Below are 18,739 nucleotides of genomic sequence, written 5' to 3'. Positions count from 1 at the left end.
TTGCAAAAAGTTTAATTCTTCCGACAGAAAACCAACACCCTTAATCATCAATGACTTACAGTTCATCAATTTTGCTTTTCGATAAAAGGCATTCTTTTTGACTTGTAGCGTTTGACAGCTCGCCAAGACTGGACGATAACTATATCGGCTCGGGGAATGCCCATAAATGTTGCATTGTTAATTGCCCCCCCCCGGCAAGTCAGGACACGCACGAAGCTATTTAATTAGGGTCGCAAGTATCGACCATGCGGTAGCTTTGCCCTGACAAAACTCGACGACAATTTCATTACTAATTTGACTTTAGATAGAACAAAAGGCGATTTCAGCAGTTGCCATGAACTCTATCGCGCGATTTTGTCGCACAATTAAAACCACCCCAAATATCTGTTGCATTATTGATACATCAACTTCTCCACTATAACTATTGACGCTTTCTTTCTGACGATTCACCGGCCTCCATGGGCCACTGCCTACTAGCTGCATGATGGCAAGCGCGATGGCGTAGCTGTGCCTGTCGCCTGCTGAACTATCTTCGCTATGTATGGAGCTCCCCCCATGCAAGAAGTTATCGCCCTCCCTTCCAAATGGTACCTGTTGCAGTGCAAGCCCCGGCAAGATGAGCGAGCTCAGATCAATCTTCTGCAACAGAACTACATAACGTTTTGCCCTCAACTGGTCAGCGAACGCTTGCAGCGGGGCAAGCGCTTACGAACCCTGGAGCTGCTGTTTCCGGGCTACCTGTTCATACAGCTGAGTCGAGAAGATAACTGGGGCCCGATTCGTTCCACGCGGGGCATCAGCCGCATCGTCGAATTCAACCACGGGCCCGCCACGGTGCCCGATCACGTCATCGAGCACCTGCGCACTCGGTGCATCAACTCCCTGGAACCGCATTCCGAGCCCACCCTCGAACCCGGTGACACCCTGCAAATCATCCGCGGCCCGCTGTCGCCACTGGAAGGCGTGTTCCTGTCCATGCTCGGTGCCGAGCGCGTCATGCTGTTATTGCAGTTCCTGAACAGAGAACAACAGGTATGTGTGCCCTTGAGTCACCTTGAACGACAGCCAATGGCAGCTATAAACAAATGACTAATAAATAAAAGCCAAGCTGTTCTCGTCAGGAGCAAACATATGGGTTTGAAGTCTAACTGCCCTCTCATGCTGGTCATGATGTCTTTTTATCCTGGCGCTGCCTGGAGCATCGAACCACAATCGATCGATGTGTATGGATTCGACTTCACCCCCACTTTGTTATTTTCCGAAAGTTACGATGATAACTTTCGCGAGCTGGAGCACGATGTCGACTCGACCATGGTGACCAAAATTGCGCCCACCTTCGAGCTAAAGGCTGAAGACCGCAACAGCGGCACCCGACTGATCTGGCAGCCAACCCGCTACATCTATCACGATGACTCCGACGCCTCGAATACCGCGCAACGGTTGCGAGCGGACAGCGTGATGGAGTTCACCGATCGCCATCGCTTGAAACTGGAAGCTGAGGCACGCAAGTACGAACGCACCACCTCGACGGCTGTCGACGGCATCAATGACGAGATCAGCAGTCAGCGCGTCGGCGGCGTTTATACCTACGGCGCCAAAAGCGCTCTGAATCAAATCGACCTGGGCGCCAGCTACGATCGCCTTCGCTACGACAACGCTGACGGCATCAACGACGACAAAGAGCGCGACACCACGGCATTGTCCACCACGTGGTACCACCGCCTCGGCAGCAACACCCGCAGTTTGCTTGAGTACGACCACAAGATTTTCGACTACGTCGAGCCCAACAGCCCGCGCAGCAGCAAATCCAATGCCGTGCTGGCAGGCGCTGAGTGGGACGTGACTGCACGTACCACCGGCAAGGTGCGTATCGGCTATGAGCGCAAGGAATTTGACGAGAACGACTCCGGCGACCTCAGTAACCCGACCTGGCAAGTCAATCTGGACTGGAAACCCCGCACCTATTCCAAGTTCACCTTCCTGGCCAAGCAGGCTATGGCCGAAGGCGACGACGGCTCCGATGCCGTTAAAGCGACGTTCACCCAGGTCGGCTGGCGCCACGGCTGGACCGAGCGCATCACCACCATCGCCGAAGCCGGCATGGGTCGCTACGAATATGAAGGCCAGGACCGCACCGACGACCTTCAGGATTACAACCTGGCGGTGGCGTACGAGATGCGGCGCTGGCTGGACATCGAGCTGGGTTATCGGCACCGCGACAACGATTCCGATGCCGACAACGAAAGTTTCAAACGCAACGTCTTCCAGATCAGTTTCAACGTAAGCCTCTAGAGGTTTCCCCCATGAACTCGCGCATCTTCGTGCTTTTGTTCGCGCTCTGGCTGCTGCCCGACGCTCAGGCAGCCCAACCTGGTACTCAGTACAAACTGGCGGCCGGTGACGTCTTGCGAATCATCGTGTTCGGCGAGCCGGAGTTGAGTATGAAAAAGATCCGGCTGAGTGATGCCGGGACCTTTTCTTACCCGTTCCTGGGGGAAATCAACGCCTTGGGCATGACCCCGGGGCAAGTGGAGAAAATCATCGTCGATGGCCTCAAGCAAGGTTATCTGGTCGACCCCAAGGTCAGCCTCAGTCAGGTCGAGTACCGCTCGTTCTACATCAACGGTGAGGTGCAAAAGCCCGGCAGCTATCCGTTCGTGCCTGGGCTGACCCTGGAAAAAGCCATCGCGCTGGGAGGCGGGCTGACCGAACGCGCCTCGATCAAGCGCGTCACCATCGTGCGTGGTGACGGCGGTCCAACCCTTACCGATGCGGTGACCCGCAGCACTGTCATTGCCCCCGGCGACACCATCTCCATTGCACAAGGCTTTTTCTAATCATGGACAACAGCCCTAGCACCTACATAGAACGTCCTCTTCAGGCGCATCTGTATCAGCAGCATGGCGAAGAGAAGGACACCATCGACCTGATGAAACTGTGGCGGGTAATCTGGCGCGCCAAGTGGAACATCGGCTGGCTGGTGCTGCTTAGCGTGGTGCTGGCGACTGTCGCGGTGTCGATGATCACCCCGCAGTACGTCGGCAGCGCAACCCTGCTGATCAACGAGAAAAACCCACCGTTGATGTCGTTCCAGCAGGTCAAAGACTCGTCGACCAATGCCACCGATTACCTGCAGACCCAACAGGCGCTGCTGCAATCGCGGGAGCTGGCGGAACGCGCGGTGCGCAAGCTCAACCTTACGACCAACCCGATCACTGACCCGCGGCAACAGCCAAAGCCGTGGTTCACCCCACGCCAATGGCTGGCCGAACTCAACAGCGGGCAGTGGCTGCCAGGCCTGGCATTCCTCACACCGGTGCAGACCACGCCCACGGAACTGGACATCTTCAATCAGGTCACGCAAAACCTGATGCTGCACACCAGCATCAAATTTGTCGGCAAGAGTCAGTTGCTGGAAATCGAAGTGGAACTGCCTGACCCGAAACTGGCCGCCGACGTTGCCAACGCGCTGGCCCAGGGTTTCATCGACAGCCAGCTCGACACCAACGTGAAGTCCTCGCAAACCACCACCAGCTGGATGAACACCCGCCTTGTTGAACTGCGCGATAACCTGCGCCGCGCCGAGAACAAACTGCAGGGCTACCGCGAAGAGCAGGGCCTGGTCGATGTCGGCGGCGTTGCTACCATCAGCGCCAACGAACTGGAAATGACCGGCAATCGCATGATCGATGCGCGGCGCAATCGTGCCGAAGCCGAAAGTCAGTATCGCCAGGCCAAGTCGCTGAGCAATGGCGACCTCAGCCGGTTGTCGAGTGTGCCGGCGGTACTGACCAACCCACTGGTTCAGCAATTCCAGGGAGAACTGGCCAAGGCGCAGGCCAAGGTCGAGGAGCTATCGGGACGCTACGGGCCTAAACACCCGGCGTTGACCTCAGCGCAGTCTGAGTTGCGCGCCGCTACCACCAGCCTGCGTCTGCAGGTGCAGCAAGTGATCGCCGGTATCGAGCGCCAATATCAGCTGGCGGTGGCCAGCGAACAGGCTCTGCAAGGTTCGTTCAACACCAACAAGGCGCAGCTTCAAAACATCTCGCGCAAAGAGTTCCAGCTGCGCGAATTCCAGCGTGAAGTCGACAGCAGCCGGGCCTTGTACGAAACCTTCATTACCCGCTTGAAAGAAACCGCCGCGACCTCGGACATGGACTCCACCAAAGTGCGTATCGTCGACCCGGCGATTGCCCCGCTGGAAGCGAGCAAGCCGCGCAAGACGCTGATCGTGGCGATCGTCGCGGTGGTTGCCGCGTTGATCGGCGTACTCATGGCGTTCCTGTTCGATACCTTGAGCAACACCTTCAAGACTGACGATAGTGTCGAAAGCACACTCAATACTCCATTGCTCAGCGTTGTCCCGCTGGTGATGAAGAAGAGCCGTCGGCAACTGGCGCGCCTGTTTGACGACAATGACCATCCGCGTTTTTCCGAAACTATTCGCAACCTGCGCACCTGGCTGATGCTGCAAAGTAATGAGCAGCCGGCGCAAGTGGTGCTCGTCACCTCGACTGTCTCTGGCGAAGGCAAGAGCACCATCGCCAACAACCTTGCCTGCTCGCTGACGTCGCTGGAGCGGGTGCTGCTGATCGACGCTGACTTGCGCCAGCCGACGCTGTCGTCGAACTTCGACTTCCCGGCCGACGCGCCGGGGCTGGCCAACGTGATTGCCGGTACCGCACGCCTGGAAGACTGCATCCGCACGGTGGGCAATCTCGACATGCTGCCGGCCGGCAATGTATCGCCCTCCTCCCTCGACCTGTTGAGCTCGGCACGCCTGCCGGGGCCCGGCGAACACCGCCATGGCTCGCGTCAGCCGCCGCCACAGGACTTGCTCAGCTCGCCGCGGGTGGCGCGCATGTTTGATGCCCTGAAATTGCGCTACCGACACATCATCATCGATTCGCCGCCGGCCGAAATGGTCAGCGACGCGCTGCTGCTGGCCAAGCATTCGGACGCCGTGATCTACGTGGTCAAGGCAGAAAGCACCCCGGTCAGCCAGGTCCAGAAAGGACTCGCCACGTTGCAGCAGAGCCACGCTCCAGTGTTCGGGATCGTGCTTAACCAGGTCGACCTGCGCAAGGCGCGCAAGTACGGCCACAGTCATTCGGACACATTCTACGATTACGATTACGCCTCCAGGTAACGCTGGTCGCACGTCACCTCGCATCGCCCTTCGCTGCACCCGTTATCTCAATCGAGCCACATACCAGCGTGCCTGCCCCTATGCCGTGATTCCACGGCGCGGCCGATTCACGCCCCATGTCCAGAGGTTGAGCCGATGACTCCGCAATACACCGCTCAAGTCGCCCATCGTAAAGGCCTGACGTTCTGGGGTCAGTGGCTGTGCGCGCTGACCCTGGTCAACGTGCTGTTGATGGTGCTCGTCTACTGGCGCGTTGGCGCTCTGGCCAGTCCCTACCGGGTGCTGATGATTCTCACGGTGCTCGGTTCGGTGCCGATCTACGGCGCCATGCAGGTCTACCACAAACGCCACGGTTTACTGGTCGGGCTCGCTCGGTTGCTGGCCGGCTGGCTGATCCTGCTGGCGGTGCTGATCAGCATCGCGTTCATCACCCAGACCAGTGCGATTTTCTCGCGACAGGTGATCATCGTCTGGGCCATCGCCGGCTACCTGTTGCAAGCGGCCAGTTTCATCCCCCTGCATTGCCTCACCCGCCTGCATTCGAGCAAACGCTGCAACGAGCGCCGCTCGGTAATTCTCGGCACCTGCCCGACTGCCCATGAACTGGCGCGCAAACTGTCGCGGCCGAACCGTGCGCGGGTGCTCGGTTTTGTCGCCACCGCCGACCATGCCGGCCCGGCGCCGAGCATTTTGCCGCTGCTCGGCTCGGTCGATGACATCCGTGAAATCATCGATCGCATGGAGATTCGCCGTGTCTATCTGGTGCTGCCCATGGATAAGGCCGCCATGATCGAGGCGCTGTACATCGACTTGCTGGACATGAACGTCGACGTGGTCTGGATCCCGGATTTCAGCAGCCTGGTGCTGCTCAATCAATCGATCTCGGAAATAGAACGGATGCCGGCGTTCTATCTCAATGAAAGCCTGATCAGCTCGCACCCCGGCAGCCTGTTCTGCAAAGACTTGCTGGAGCGCACCCTGGCCGCGGTAGCGATCACCCTGCTCAGCCCGCTGCTGCTGGCCGTGGCCGTGGCGATCAAACTCACCTCCCCCGGCCCGGTGCTGTACAAGCAGAACCGGCATGGCTGTGACGGCGAAGTGATCAGGGTCTGGAAGTTTCGCTCGATGCGCGTGCACAAGGACGACGAAATCCGTCAAGCCACCCGCGACGACGACCGCGTCACTCCGCTCGGACGCTTCCTGCGCCGCAGCTCGATCGACGAACTCCCGCAGCTGTTCAACGTGCTGTTCGGCGCCATGGCCCTGGTCGGTCCGCGCCCCCACGCGGTGACTCACAACATCTATTACACCGGCAAAGTCCGCGCCTACATGGCCCGGCATCGCCTCAAGCCCGGCATCACCGGACTCGCGCAGATCACCGGCCACCGCGGTGAAACCGAGACGCTGGAAAAAATGCAGCAGCGCGTCGCCCAGGACCTCAACTACATCAACCAGTGGTCGCTGTGGCTGGACATCAAAATCCTCGTGAAAACGCCCTTTACCCTCTTTTCCAAAAACATCTACTGACGCCCCCGGCCTGAGGTTTCACCATGAATGTGAGCGTATTCGGCATCGGTTATGTGGGACTTGTACAGGGCGCCGCGCTGGCGGAAGTCGGCCATTCGGTGATGTGCGTGGATGTCGACGCCGCGAAGGTTCAGGCGCTGATCGAGGGCACGTTGCCCATCTATGAACCGGGTCTGAAAACCCTGGTGCGGGAGAATTACCAGAGCGGCCGCCTGCAATTCGGCACCGATCTGGCGGCAGCCGTGCGCCATGGCGATGTGCAGCTGATCGCGGTCGGCACCCCGCCCGACGAGGACGGCTCGGCAGATTTGCAGTACGTCCTCAACGTGGCAGAAACCATCGCGCAACACATGGACCGTTATCAGGTGATCGTTGACAAATCCACGGTGCCGGTGGGCACGGGTGATGTGGTCCGCGCACGCATTGCCGAGGTATTGGCCGGGAACGGGCGCAGCGATCTGACCTTCGACGTGATTTCCAATCCGGAATTTCTCAAGGAAGGCTGCGCCGTCGACGACTGCATGCGCCCCGACCGGATCATCATCGGCACCGACAGCGCACACGCCGAAGAGGTGATGCGCGAGCTTTACGAGCCGTTCAACCGCAACCGCGAAAAGATCATCGTCATGGACATCCGCAGCGCCGAGCTGACCAAGTACGCCGCCAATTGCATGCTTGCGACCAAGATCAGCTTCATGAACGAAATGGCCACGCTCTCCGAGAAACTCGGCGCCGATATCGAGATGGTCCGCCACGGCATCGGCTCCGATCCGCGCATTGGCTACCAGTTCATCTACCCCGGCGTTGGCTACGGGGGCTCGTGCTTCCCCAAAGACGTGAAAGCCTTGATTCACGCCGCGACGGCGGTGGATATCGATGCCCGTGTGCTGAAGGCGGTGGAAGCGCGTAACAACGAACAGAAAACCACGTTGTTCAGCAAGATATTCGAGCACTTCGATGGCGCGCTGCAGGGCAAGACGTTCGCGCTCTGGGGACTGAGCTTCAAGCCCAACACTGATGACATGCGCGAAGCGCCGAGCCGGGTGTTGATGGAAGCGCTGTGGAAAGCCGGAGCGCGCGTCCAGGCGTTCGATCCCAAGGCGATGGAAGAAGCCCAGCGCCTGTATGGCGAGCGCGAAGACCTGACGCTCGCGGGCACCAAGGAAGCCGCGCTGAAGAATGCCGATGCGCTGATCATCGTCACCGAATGGCAAACGTTTCGTGCACCGGATTTTGACCTGCTCGCACGCCAGCTCAAGCAGCCGCTGATTTTCGACGGCCGCAATCTGTTTGATCCGCAGCGCCTGGGCAAACGCGGTTTCACCTATGTGTCCGTCGGCAGGCAAACCTGGCCGCATGTCGTTGATGGAGGCATGCAATGATCAAACTGAACGTGATCGAGCAATATTCGCCGGCGCTGCTGGACGCGAACAAAGCGTTCTCCTTCGTCAACTTCGCCTCCATCGGCAGCTTCCTCAAGCAGCCATCCAATGCCGTCGCCTATTTTTGCGACGGCATGCTGATGTCGACTTTTATGTCGCGCGTGACCGGGCGCGCGGTGGGCCGGGTAAGTTTTGATTTCACTTCTATTGCCGACCCGGTGTTCAGCAGCGCCGAGGCGCAAGGCAAGCGCGTGTATTTCGTCGGCGCCCGGCAGGCCGAACTGGCGCTGTTCATCGAGAAGATTCTGCTGCGTTATCCCGCGTTGAACATTGCCGGTTATCACAACGGCTATTTCAATGCTCAGCAGGCCGAGGCTATTCACGCCGACATCTGCCGCAGCGAAACGCACATTCTGATCGTCGGGCTGGGCGCCGGACTGCAGGAACGGTTTGTCGACAATGCCCTCCAGGCCGGCTTCAGGGGCGTGGCGTTTACCTGCGGCGGCTTCATTCGCCAGGAGGCCATGGCCACGCAACAGTACTACCCGGCGCTGGTCGACCGTCTGCACTTGCGCGCCTTCTACCGCATGTACCGCGAGCCGCACACGATCAAGCGCTACCTGATCGACTACCCGAGCAACTTTTGCCACCTGTTGGCGATGATCGTTCGACGCAAAGTGTCGATCAACATCAGCGCACCCTGAAGCGCATTCTCAGCAGCGGGTCATTGACCATGCATATCCTGTTTATTCTTAAAGATTTCGAACCCGACGGGGGCGTTGAGCGGGTACAGCAACGCCTGGCCGAGCAATTTCTCAAGGATGGCCAGCGCGTCAGTTTTTTCGTGATCAACGGAGACACCCCGGACGCCGTGGGTGCAACCGCCATCGATGGCGCCGGCAGCGGCGTAGTCGGCATGCTCAAATCTATTGTCCTGTTGCGCCGGATTATCCGGCGCGAAAAGGTCACTCACCTGATCAGCGCCAAGGAGCAGGCCAACCTGTGCACCTGGTTCGCCACGCTGGGGCGTCCATGCAAGGTCATCTACACCCGCCACACCGCACTTGATTGCGCCGAGCAAAGAACCGGCGTCACCAGCCTGCGACTGCTCTACGCCCTCTACCTGTGCGGCAGCGGCAAAGTGGTGACGGTGTCGCAAGGTTTGCGCAGCTCCCTCGCCGACTGGATACCCTGGGGCCGCCGACGCATCACCTATTGCCCGAACGCAGTGGTAACAGAGCAACTGCTCAACGCCGCACAGACCCCCATGCCCGCCAACCTGCCAGGCGAGTTCTGGCTGGGCGTCGGCCGACTGGTGGAACTCAAAGGTTTTCACCTGATGCTCGACGCTTATGCGCTGGCATTGAGCCGCGAGGCACTGCCCGATCTGGTCATCGCTGGCGACGGCCCACAACGGGGTGCACTGACCGCGCAGGCGCAACGGCTGGGCATCGCCAACCGGGTGCATTTCACTGGATTTCTGCGCAACCCGTATCCGCTGATCCGCCAGGCCCGGCTGCTGATCCTCAGTTCATCACACGAAGGCATGCCGACCGTGTTGATCGAGGCCCTGGCATTAGGCACGCCGGTGTTGGCCTGCGACTGCGAAACCGGCCCGAGGGAAGTGCTCGATCACGGCCGTTTGGGGCAACTGGTCAAGGTCAACGATGTGCCGGCGCTGGCCGAAGGTTTGCTGCAAAGCCTGGCGATGTCTGCCGCGGTCACGCCGGGTGGGCAATCCCTGGCCGAGGCCGTCCGCCCTTACACCAGCCACCACGCCGCGCAGGCTTATTACCAGGTATGGAATCAATCATGAAAAAGCTGCTGATCATCCTCCACGACCTCAGCGCTGGCGGCGCCGAGAAAATGATGGCGAGACTGGCCGGTGCGTTTGTCGAGGCCGGCAACGACGTCACACTGCTGATGCTCACCGGCGGCGGCATGAACGTCGCGCTGCTTGATCCTCGGGTCAAACAGGTCGAACTGAACAGCCCGCGCAGCGCCAGTGCAGTCCCGGCGCTGGCACGCTTTTTACGGCACAACCGCTTCGATGCACAGCTGGCCGCCCTCACCCACGTCAACGTGGTGGCTATTGCCGCCTCGATACTGTCCGGCACCCTGCAGCGCCTGCACGTCAGCGAACGCAATGCGTTTTCACACGACAAACACGTCAATCCGGCGGCGGCGGTGCGCGCGGCTTACTGGCTGGCGCCGTTTCTGTATCGGCTGATTCCCAATCCGGTCATCTGCGTATCACGGGGCGTGGCGCAGGACCTGGTCGACACGACGATTGCGCGCAAGCGCGACGTGACGATCGCCGACAATCCGGTGCTCGATAACGATTTCCTGCAGAGGCCACCGGGCCTGCCGAGCCATCCCTGGCTGCTGGAAAAAACCACCGCGGTGGTCGTTGCGGTGGGTCGTCTGGCGCCACAGAAAGGCTTCGATACGTTGATTGCAGCGTTCGCCCGTTTGCCAAATTCAGGCACGCGTCTGATCATTTTCGGCGAAGGCAATCTTCGCGCGCAGTTGCAGGCACAGGCGGCGGCAATGGGTGTGGCCAATCGTGTCGATCTGCCGGGCTATACACGTCAGCCCATGGCGGAAGTGGCGGCGGCCGACTGCTTTGTATTGTCGTCACGTTTCGAAGGTAGCCCCAATGCGCTGGTTGAAGCGCTGGCAACCGGCACGCCCGTGGTGTCGACCCGCTGCCCGCACGGTCCGCAGGACATTCTCGACAACGGCAGGGTCGCGCCCTTGGTCGACGTCGACGATCCCGCCGCGCTGGCGCAGGCAATCGCCGGCGAACTGAGCGCCCCCCGCGAAGCGAATCTGCACGCGCGCATCGCCGCTGCCAATCGCTTCGTCAGTGGCCGCGCCGTGCACACCTATCTGGCGGCGCTGCTGGGGGGCGAACGCTCATGAGAAAACTGGAAGTCAGGTACTCCACGCTGCGCGACGGGTTTACGTTGTTCGGCGTGTTGTTCTACATCCAGGTGATTGCTTTTTTCCTGGGGCAAGGCGCTGCCCTGGACGATGCGCAACGGGACATGGAGGGCAACGTGGTCAATCAGATTGGCGGATTGGTTACCCTGCTGGTTCCGCTGTTTTTCTTCATCCGCAACAAGGTGTTCCTGAGCAAAAGTTTTTACCGCAACAATTTTTTTCTGCTGCTGTTTCTGGTGTGCGTGGCGGCGTCGATCAGTTGGTCCAGCGACCCGATGTTGAGCTTCAAACGCTTTATCGCGATGGTCAGCGTGGTGTTCTTTGCCGGGTTCGTTGCCTACAACTACAGCATTGAGAAAATTACTTTCATGATCGGTTCGGTGATTGGTGCTGCCGCGTTGATCGGTCTGATCTTCGCCGTGATCAGGCCGGACATTGCCTTCATCTCTGGCGGTATACGGGACGGCGCGTTCAAAGGAATTTTTACCGAGAAGAATGCCGGCGCGCGGATCAATGCCATTGCGATCCTGTTGCTGCTGCCGATGATCCGTCAACGCAATGTGATGGCGATGCTGTACGCGAGCTTTTCGCTGGTGGCGATTCTGCTCGCGCAGTCGGCGACGGGCATTGCGCTGATCGTCACGGGCGCGGCCAGCTACTGGTACTTCCTGACGATGATCCGCCTGCGGGTCAACCGTTCGTTGCTGGCGTTCTTCGCCGCGACGGTCGTTTATTTGCTGATCTGCGCCTTCATGTACGGCAACTACACGCTGCTGCTGGAGATGATGGGACGCGATCCTTCGTTGACCGACCGCACGCTGATCTGGGAACTGCTGACGCCGCTGATCGATAGCCAGTTTCTTAACGGTTACGGCTACGGCGCGTTCTGGTCGAGCCCGGATGCCGACGTTTTTATCAAGCGCTGGGGTTATATCGGCAATGCGCACAGCGGTTACATGGAAACCTTGCTCAACGGCGGCGCGCTGCAGCTGGCGGCGTTGATCCTGATGTTCGCCGAAGCGCTGATCAAACAATACCGAGCGGTAACGGCTGACCGCTCTGCTCAGTTCCGGGCCAGCGCGCTGGTGATCATCGCGCTGTTCATCGTCACCAATTACGTGGCGTACGTGATACCGAATTACCGTTCTGCGGAGTTTCTGGTGTTCTGCACGCTTGCTCTGACGTTCCGCCATCACCACGCCAAACGACCGGCCATGGCCGCTCGCTCGCCTGCACCGGCTTATGCCGTCCGCTCACAGGCCCTGTCCGCCGGGACCCGGTCCAAGGAGAAAAGCCCATGCTGAACGACGCTTCCCCATCACCCGGCACGGTGTGCGTAGTCATTCCGCTGTACAACGCCGCCAGCAGCATTCAGCAGACGCTGGCCTCGCTGAGCCGGCAAACCCGGTTGCCGGATAACGTGATCATCGTCGACGACGGCTCCAGCGATGACGGGCCGCAAATGGTCAGGAACTTCGTGGCGCCGTTTCCCATTACCTTCCTGCAACAAGCCAATGAGGGCCCGGGGAGTGCACGCAACAAAGGCATCTTCATGGCTCAAGAAACATTTATTGCGTTTCTGGATGCTGATGATCAGTGGCACCCGGAAAAGCTCGAGAAGCAGTTGGCGCTGTATGCTGAGCTGACGCGCACGGGGCATCGGGTCGGCTTGATCGATTGCTATCAACTGAGCGTGTTCAGTGACGGCAAGGAACAACGGGAAGAACGGCGTAAAAGCGGCAATCACTTTGCCGATTTCATGCGCGAGAACGTCATCAATGGCACTTCCGGGGTGGTCGTCAGGCGCGAGGCGATTGTTGCGCTGGGCGGTTTTGATCAAAAGCTGCGCTACGCCGAAGATCGTTTACTGTGGACACGGATTGCAGAGCATTGGGAAGTTCACACGGTGCCCGAAGTGTTGATCCGCCGCGGGGTCAACGCCAGCAACATCACCGCGCAGCCGCAAAAATATTACCCGCACAAACTCAAGTTCATTGACTTGTACCTGGAGCTTTACGGCACCCGCCTGACGCGCCAGCAGCGCATAGATTTCGTGCTGGCCAACCATGCCGACTTCCTTGGCACGTTCTCCCGGCGCGGCGAGCACGCGCAGGTGATCAAGGTCTTCCAGAAAATGCTCAAGCACTCGTGGCAGACACTGATTGTCTTCAACGGCAAACCGACCCTGCGCTACCTGTATGCGCGGATGAAAACGCTACGCAAAGCGCCCTGACCACGCCTCGCCTGGCAACGCGAACCCTGTAGCAGCTGGCGGAGCCTGCGTCCGAGTGCGCAGCACTCGCTTGTTCGGCAAACGCGGTTTTCCAGATACACCGCGCTGCCCGGGTTTACGGCTGCTACGCAGCCGGACGCAGCCTCGCAGGCTCGGCAGCTGCTACAGGTGCTACGGGCGGTGGTGACTGCGGTTCGTTAATTCATCCTTTGTCGTTCCAATCCCCAGGTCTTGCCCATGGCCAATCATCGTCTGGTTACATTGATCTGGATCTTCACCGAAAAATTCGGCCTGATTTTCCTCTCGATGATCACGTTTGTTGTTTATGCCCGGCTGCTGTCGCCAACGGAACTGGGCATCGGCACCGTGATTATCGCCATCGTCGAAGTGGTCGGCATCATCTACTCGTCCGTGCTGGAAGATCCGCTGGTGCGCCAGGAAAAGCTGGACGACCGTCATGTCTCGACCGCGTTCTGGTTTTCCGTGCTGATCAGCCTGGTGTCGATTCTGCTCATTAGCGGCCTGGCGATGCAGTACGCGCCTTCGCCGGAGTTGCAATGGATGACGGCGGTAGCCTCGGTGAAAATCCTTTTCACCATGATGGCGCGGGTGTACGTGGTGCAGATGCGCCGCAGCGGCAACTTCAAGATGCTCGCCACCCGCACGCTGCTGGGCAAGGTGCTGGGCGGCGTCGGTGGCATTGCGGTCGCGTTGTGGGGTTTTGGCGCCTGGGCAGTGATCGCGCAGGCGCTGATCATGGAGTTCGTTTCGGTGATCGTGCTGATGCGCGGCGAGCCCAAGCGAATTGCGTTCCACATCGACACCCGGTTCCTGCGCGAAACCCTCAGGGCCGGCACGCCTGTAGCAATCAATGTACTCAGTTCACAAACCCTGCAGCGCGGCGTCAATGTGGTGCTCGGCATCACGGCCGGTGCGAGCGCTGTCGGCATGTTCAACCTGGCGATGCGCATCATCGATCTGCCGCGCACCGCGATCTACAACGGCTTGATGAGTTACGCCCTGCCGGCATTCGCCCGGCGCAGCGCGGATTCTTCGCGGCTGATCGGCCTCATCAGCGACTCGACGGCGCTCAGCGGTTTTCTGCTGACGCCGCTGTTCATCGGCATCGCGCTGACCGCAGACGACATCATTCTGTTGATCTTCGGCGCCAAGTGGGCCGACGCCATTCCTCTGCTGCAAGTGCTGGCCTGCACGGCCGCACTCGGCAACCTGGCCATGTTCGCGACCACGGCGCTGGTCGCGGTCAATCGCAGCCGTCTCACCCTCAAGGCTGAAGTCGGCACCACCCTGCTCGCCCTGGCGCTGGTTTACAGCCTCGGCGCTGTCTACGGCGGCATGGCCGCAGCGTTGGCCCTGCTGGTCAGGATGCTGATCATCACGCCTCTGCAGATTCGCGGTTTGAATACCGCCATCGGTTACGGCTGGCGGGCGTTCCTGGAGTGCAACTACCGCAGCGTCCTCGCCTCGCTCGTGATGGCCGCTAGCGTAGTCACCTTTTCAACACAAGTGAGCCTGACCGGCTACGTGCATCTGATCGCCGACATCGCCATCGGCGCCCTGACGTATGCCCTCGCCTACAGCCTGCTGCACCCGCGCTGGCCGCAAGAATTCAAGACGGTTTTCACCACCCGCTGAAACGGTTCTCGCACAGGAATCACACATCATGCTCAGAAAAACCACGCTGATCACAGGCGGGGCCGGCTTCATTGGTTCCCACACCGCCCTGACCCTCATCAACGCAGGCCAGCAAGTGCTGGTGCTCGATAACTTGAGCAACAGCTGTCGCGAATCGATCACCCGTCTTGAGCAACTGACCCACACCCGGGTCGAGTTCATCGAAGGTGACGTGCGCAACCAGAAGCTGCTCGACGACATTTTCAGTCACTTCGACATCGATGCGGTGGTGCATTTCGCCAGCCTCAAGTCTGTCGAGCAAAGTGTGCGCAACCCGCTCGACTACTACGCCAACAACGTCGCCGGGACGCTCAACCTGTGCCGATCGATGGCGCGTGCAAAGGTGTTCAACCTGGTATTCAGCTCATCGGCGACGGTTTACGGCGACCCCGCACGGACACCGATTCTGGAAGACCTCGGCACTGGCAAACCGACCAACCCGTACGGCCGCACCAAATTGATGATCGAGGAATTGCTCACCGATCTGGCCACCTCCGACCCGCGCTGGAGCATTGCGTTGTTGCGTTATTTCAACCCCATCGGCGCTCACGAAAGCGGCATGATCGGCGAAGATCCCACGGGCAAGCCGAGCAATCTGCTGCCGTGCCTGACCCAAGTCGCCATTGGCCGCATTCCGGAACTGACCGTTTACGGCAGCGACTACCCGACCGTCGATGGCACCTGCGTGCGCGATTACATACACGTCGTTGACCTTGCCGACGGCCATCTCAAAGCCCTGCAAGCCTTGCGCGACAGTAGCGGCGTCAATGTCTGGAACCTCGGCACCGGCGTGGGCTACAGCGTTTTGCAGATGATCCGCAATTTCGAGGCCGTCACCGGGATTACTATCCCATTCCAGTTCGCCCCGCGCCGCGCCGGCGACATTGCCCAGTGCTGGGCTGATGCCAGCAAGGCCGGACGCGAACTCGGCTGGGCTGCCGAACGCGACCTGGAACGGATGATCGTCGACAGCTGGCGCTGGCAATCGCACAACCCGCTCGGTTATCGCTCGAGCCCGGTACCGCAGTTTGCCCACAAGTGAGCCAGTAGCTCAGAAGAAAGGAGATGCACATGGTCAGGGAAATATGGCTGGGCACGCTGTTGATGTCGGCAGCGTTGAATGCGTTTGCCAATGTCACCAGCCCGCCACTCAATGGTCTGGTGCTGTGGCTCGACGCTGCTGATGCCTCGACCCTCACCGTCGATGGCGAAAACCGCGTGACCCGCTGGCGAGACAAATCCGCCAAGGCCAGCGCAATCATCGTCGACCCTGTCGCGGCCACGGCGCTGCCATTGCGGGTCGACAGCGCCATGAATGGCCGCCCGGTGGTGCGCCTGAACGGCACCGCGGCGTTTTCCGGCTCGTCAATTCGTAAGAGCAAAGGTCCGGCCACGGTGTTTGTGGTGTCAAGGCGCTTGCCTGAGCAAGCCGGTGGCAAAGCCTGGCAGCGCTTGTTTAGTTCGCGGCCGCTACTTGCCGATAACGACAACATGCTGCCGAACTTTGGCATCAGCGTTCAACAGACCACGGCTTACGAGCCAAAGCTGGACTTTCTCGAAATCAATGACGTGCCAATCGGTCCGTTCGCGGTGGCGCGTAACGTGGTCGGCACTTCGGAAATCCTGCGCGGCGACATCGCCGAAGTGCTGGTCTACGACCGCCTGCTGAGCTCGCAAGCCGAGCGGGAAAACGCGTTCGATTACCTGGCGCAAAAGTGGTCAGTGGCACCACCTGCGAAATCCACGGCATGGACCCGCGTCGGTCCCCTCGGCGAAGTGCCACAACACACCAACCCCAACGCGCCGTTGTCCGATCAGGCCAACGCTGGCAAATGGGTGCTGGACACGCAGCTGTCGGATGATTTCAACGGGACGGCGCTCAACGCAACGCGCTGGCATGTCAACAACGCCACCGGCACTGATTCGCTGGGACGTAAGCCGGCGTTGTTTCTGCCGACCAATGCGGTCGTCAACAATGGCAACCTGAACATCTATTTCCGCAAGGAAACCCTGCCCGAAAAGTACGTAAAACTGGGCTACAAGGATTACAGCTCGGCGATGGTTCGCACCATTGAACGCGGGCTTTACGGCTACTACGAAGCGCGGGCAAAACCCATGAATTCCGCCGGTTCCAGTGCATTCTGGCTGGCCTGGACCGGGCTGCCCGACAACGCCACCGAGATCGATATCTTCGAGATTGGTGGCAAGACCAAGGACGGCGCTTTCGACAAAAAATACAACATGAACGCCCACGTCTGGGCCACGCCGCAAAGCGATGAGCACCTCAGTGACGGCAGCACCTGGGTCGCACCGTGGCGGCTGGCGAGCACCTTCCACGTCTATGGTTTCGACTGGCAGCAGGACATGCTGCGCTGGTACGTGGATGGCGTGCTGGTGCGAGAAGCGAAGAACACCAACTTCTTCTTCCCGATGCAGATCGTGTTCGACAGCGAGGCGATGTGGCAATGGTTCGGCGTGGTCGACGACGCCGACCTGCCTTCCACGTTCCGTATCGACTACGTCAAGGTGTGGAAGCGCGGCAACTAGGCCCCGCTCTGCCTGGAAGAGGCTAGCTCAGGGCGTTGTCGCCACGTCCGGTGTGTCCTCTACCCATTGCCAGAACAGTTGATAGCCGACCGCCAACACCACCGGGCCGATGAACAATCCGATGATGCCGCCGGTGACCATCCCGCCTAGCGCGCCGATCAGGATCACCGGCATCGGCACGTCAACGCCACGCCCCAGCAGCAGCGGCTTGAGCACGTTATCGACCAGGCCGGCGACGAACACGTAAATGGCAAAGACGATGGTCGCAGTGCTGGCGCCTTCGGTGGCGAACACATAGGCGATCACCGGCAAGGTGATCAAGGTGACCGGCAGTTGCATGATCCCCAGCAGCAACACCGCCAAGGCGAGCAAACCGGCGCCGGGCACGCCTTTAAATACAAATCCCAAGCCCACCAGCAGCATCTGAATGAATGCGATGCCGACCACGCCTAACGCTACCGCACGAATCGTCGCGGTGCACAGCGCGGCGATTTTCGGGCCGCGGACCGGGCCGCTGAAGCGCGACGAAATCAGCACGGCACTGCGCGCGCCGCTTTCGCCGTAGGCCATGAAGATGCCAGCGATGATCAGGGCGAAGATAAATGTCAGGAAACCCATGCCGACGCCGGCCAGTTTGCCCAGCAAGGCCAGACTCACGCCTTTGATCTGCGGGATGTATTTCTCGGTCAATCCCGGCAGGTCAGTGGACGCCTGCAGCCAGATCGCCGACAGCGGCTTGCCCACCAGAGGCCACTCCGCGAGCGATTCGGACGGCGGCGGAATGGTAATGCCTTGGGTCCTGACCACGTGTATCGATCTCTCGACCGAGTCGGCAATCGAAGTGCCCAACAGGTAGACCGGCACCATCAAAATGAGCACCGCGACCAGCACGATCAGCGTCGCGATGCGCCCTTCTTTGCGGCCCAACGGCCCTCTGAGTCGCTCTTGCAGGGGATAAAGGGTGATCGCCAGGATCAGCGACCACAACATCAGGTCGCGGAACGGGCTGAAGATCTCGAAGCAGAACAACACCAGAACGGCGATAAGCCCGGCGCGAATCAACACGTCGAGCAGGTTGCGTGTGAACGCTTTTTCGGTAAGGGACGTTGGCTCCATTGACGACTCCATGTATTTCGCGGCATAGGCTGGGTTGGTTAGCCCAGCATAGACGCTGGCTGGAAAATGCGCGGCGCGGTGCAGGCCAAGCCTTCGCGAGCGGGCTCGCTCCCACAGGTGCGTGGGATTATCATGGCGACC

15 protein-coding genes are annotated in these 18,739 nt (G+C 59.8%); 14 read left to right on the top strand and 1 reads right to left on the bottom strand.

All coding sequences use genetic code 11. The features are described 5' to 3' along the window. Window positions 1-555: 555 nt before the first annotated feature. The 14 genes from rfaH (at window position 556) to DU29_RS0102275 (ending at window position 17,482) form a co-directional block, all read left to right on the top strand. Window positions 556-1,089, top strand: coding sequence for a transcription/translation regulatory transformer protein RfaH (gene rfaH / locus DU29_RS0102340; RefSeq protein ID WP_028620253.1), 534 nt, complete (start codon window positions 556-558; stop codon window positions 1,087-1,089). Between the two features lie 42 nt (window positions 1,090-1,131). Then, on the top strand, window positions 1,132-2,292 hold the full coding sequence (locus DU29_RS0102335; RefSeq protein ID WP_028620252.1) for an outer membrane beta-barrel protein: 1,161 nt from the start codon (window positions 1,132-1,134) through the stop codon (window positions 2,290-2,292). A gap of 11 nt (window positions 2,293-2,303) precedes the next feature. Further along, complete coding sequence (locus DU29_RS0102330; protein WP_028620251.1) at window positions 2,304-2,837, top strand: polysaccharide biosynthesis/export family protein; 534 nt, start codon at window positions 2,304-2,306, stop codon at window positions 2,835-2,837. Window positions 2,838-2,839: 2 nt separating this feature from the next. Then, window positions 2,840-5,152, top strand: coding sequence for a GumC family protein (locus DU29_RS0102325; protein ID WP_028620250.1), 2,313 nt, complete (start codon window positions 2,840-2,842; stop codon window positions 5,150-5,152). Between the two features lie 135 nt (window positions 5,153-5,287). Then, window positions 5,288-6,679 (top strand): undecaprenyl-phosphate glucose phosphotransferase, encoded by a 1,392-nt coding sequence (locus DU29_RS0102320; RefSeq protein WP_028620249.1) that lies wholly within the window; start codon window positions 5,288-5,290, stop codon window positions 6,677-6,679. Window positions 6,680-6,702: 23 nt separating this feature from the next. After that, complete coding sequence (locus tag DU29_RS0102315) at window positions 6,703-8,061, top strand: UDP-glucose dehydrogenase family protein (protein ID WP_028620248.1); 1,359 nt, start codon at window positions 6,703-6,705, stop codon at window positions 8,059-8,061. After that, entirely contained in the window at window positions 8,058-8,765 is a 708-nt protein-coding gene (locus tag DU29_RS0102310; RefSeq protein ID WP_028620247.1) for a WecB/TagA/CpsF family glycosyltransferase, read from the top strand. Before DU29_RS0102315 ends, DU29_RS0102310 begins: the two co-directional genes overlap by 4 nt. Window positions 8,766-8,794: 29 nt before the next feature. Continuing rightward, on the top strand, window positions 8,795-9,877 hold the full coding sequence (locus tag DU29_RS0102305) for a glycosyltransferase (RefSeq protein ID WP_028620246.1): 1,083 nt from the start codon (window positions 8,795-8,797) through the stop codon (window positions 9,875-9,877). After that, entirely contained in the window at window positions 9,874-10,986 is a 1,113-nt protein-coding gene (locus DU29_RS0102300; protein WP_028620245.1) for a glycosyltransferase, read from the top strand. Before DU29_RS0102305 ends, DU29_RS0102300 begins: the two co-directional genes overlap by 4 nt. After that, window positions 10,983-12,311 (top strand): O-antigen ligase family protein, encoded by a 1,329-nt coding sequence (locus DU29_RS01000000129375; RefSeq protein ID WP_081832417.1) that lies wholly within the window; start codon window positions 10,983-10,985, stop codon window positions 12,309-12,311. Before DU29_RS0102300 ends, DU29_RS01000000129375 begins: the two co-directional genes overlap by 4 nt. Next, window positions 12,305-13,240: a glycosyltransferase family 2 protein gene (locus DU29_RS0102290; RefSeq protein ID WP_028620244.1), complete on the top strand. Its 936-nt coding sequence runs from the start codon at window positions 12,305-12,307 to the stop codon at window positions 13,238-13,240. The genes DU29_RS01000000129375 and DU29_RS0102290 overlap by 7 nt, the downstream gene beginning before the upstream one ends. A gap of 237 nt (window positions 13,241-13,477) precedes the next feature. Continuing rightward, a complete protein-coding gene (locus DU29_RS0102285; protein ID WP_028620243.1) occupies window positions 13,478-14,896 on the top strand; it encodes an oligosaccharide flippase family protein in 1,419 nt (472 codons plus the stop codon). A 28-nt stretch (window positions 14,897-14,924) separates the two neighbouring features. Then, a complete protein-coding gene (gene galE / locus DU29_RS0102280) occupies window positions 14,925-15,977 on the top strand; it encodes a UDP-glucose 4-epimerase GalE (RefSeq protein WP_033050229.1) in 1,053 nt (350 codons plus the stop codon). Between the two features lie 29 nt (window positions 15,978-16,006). Then, window positions 16,007-17,482, top strand: coding sequence for a family 16 glycosylhydrolase (locus tag DU29_RS0102275; protein WP_028620241.1), 1,476 nt, complete (start codon window positions 16,007-16,009; stop codon window positions 17,480-17,482). A gap of 27 nt (window positions 17,483-17,509) precedes the next feature. Here the strand turns inward: DU29_RS0102275 and DU29_RS0102270 are convergent, their stop codons facing one another. Further along, window positions 17,510-18,598 (bottom strand): AI-2E family transporter, encoded by a 1,089-nt coding sequence (locus DU29_RS0102270; protein WP_028620240.1) that lies wholly within the window; start codon window positions 18,596-18,598, stop codon window positions 17,510-17,512. Window positions 18,599-18,739 lie beyond the last annotated feature (141 nt).

Source organism: Pseudomonas sp. Ant30-3, assembly GCF_000690905.1.
In the GTDB taxonomy this organism is placed as follows: domain Bacteria; phylum Pseudomonadota; class Gammaproteobacteria; order Pseudomonadales; family Pseudomonadaceae; genus Aquipseudomonas.
The sequence above is the reverse complement of the archived record's forward strand: the minus strand, read 5'-3'. Positions and strand labels throughout refer to the sequence as shown.